This window comes from Collinsella sp. LCP21S3_D3 (genome assembly GCF_052118305.1).
GTDB lineage: Bacteria > Actinomycetota > Coriobacteriia > Coriobacteriales > Coriobacteriaceae > Collinsella.
This window is the reverse complement of sequence record NZ_JBQKHK010000062.1, coordinates 1-539: the sequence shown is the minus strand read 5'-3', so window position 1 is coordinate 539 and position 539 is coordinate 1. Positions and strand designations below refer to the sequence as shown.

At 66.6% G+C, this 539-nt stretch carries 1 protein-coding gene; it reads right to left on the bottom strand.

Going from position 1 to position 539, the window contains the following annotated elements; all coding sequences use genetic code 11:
- A partial coding sequence (locus ACTQ1S_RS09380) for an SIS domain-containing protein (RefSeq protein WP_441049394.1) occupies nt 1-539 on the bottom strand: 539 nt, incomplete at both ends.

Genomic DNA, 539 nt, shown 5'->3' with positions numbered 1-539 from the left:
GAGGCGGTCGGTGGTCAGCACGGACAGGATCCACGGCGACACGATGACGCGGAAGTCGTCGTCCAGGCCCGGGATCGCGTACTCGGCGGTGTCGATGATGACGTAGTCCTCGTCGCCGGTCACGCCGCTGGTGAGGAAGGCGCGGACGCGCTCGTCGAGGGCGCGGCACTCGTCCTCGCCCATGAACAGGAACACCGGGACGCCGGGCTCGAGCAGCTCGAGCGTGCCGTGGAAGAAGTCGTGCGAGGTGATGTGGCGGATGCGCTTCCACTGCATCTCCTCGAGCAGGCACATGGAGTACAGGATGGTCTCGCCCCAGAGGGCCCCCGAGCCGATGAACATGGTGTAGTCGGCCAGCGCGTACTTCCTGGCGATCTCCTCGGCGCGCGGCTCGAAGCGCTTGCGGATGTCGAGCAAGTCCTTCCAGACGTCCTTCGTCTGCTCGATGAACAGGTCGAACTTGGGGAAGCAGCCGCGGCGGTTGAGCAGGCGCAGGCCGAAGCAGTCGGCGAGGTAGTAGCCCTTCTCGCAGCCGCCGG